General features: G+C 42.0%; 1 pseudogene. It reads left to right on the top strand.

Features of this window, described 5'->3' with window-relative positions:
- Positions 1-307, top strand: a pseudogene (locus CHH91_RS17885) (TetR family transcriptional regulator); the annotation flags it as partial.
- Between the last annotated feature and the right edge of the window lie 122 nt (positions 308-429).

The raw sequence follows: 429 nt of genomic DNA, 5'->3' as shown, positions 1-429 counted from the left end.
GCATAATGATTTGGCCATTTTAATTTATTCCGGCTTGACTCAAACGGAGTATGTCAAGGAATGGGAAATGATATATGCACCTCTGTACGACTGGTTTGATGGCATGCTAGCCCGCGCCCTTGACAAGAAAGCAATTCGCGAGACGATCAACACTGCCTATACCGCCAAAATCATGGTCGGTGTGATTGAATCAACAGCAGAACAGCTTTATTTGTACGACCAACATGATCAAGCGAGCGCACAAGCACATAAAAATGAGCTCATATCATTTATTAGCAATGCACTAGGAGCAAGCGGTCTGCACTAAGGCGCTTGCCTTTCTTTGGCGGTAAAAATGAATGAATGTCATTCACTAATTCAAAAGGAGTTTGTTCACAATGAAAAACGGTTGGTTCTATGTCGGCTTAACTTGCCTATTTGAACTTTTTT

The sequence above is a fragment of the Virgibacillus sp. 7505 genome (genome assembly GCF_002272135.1).
Classification (GTDB): Bacteria; Bacillota; Bacilli; order Bacillales; family Amphibacillaceae; genus Terribacillus.
This window is presented reverse-complemented; position numbering and strand designations above follow the sequence as displayed.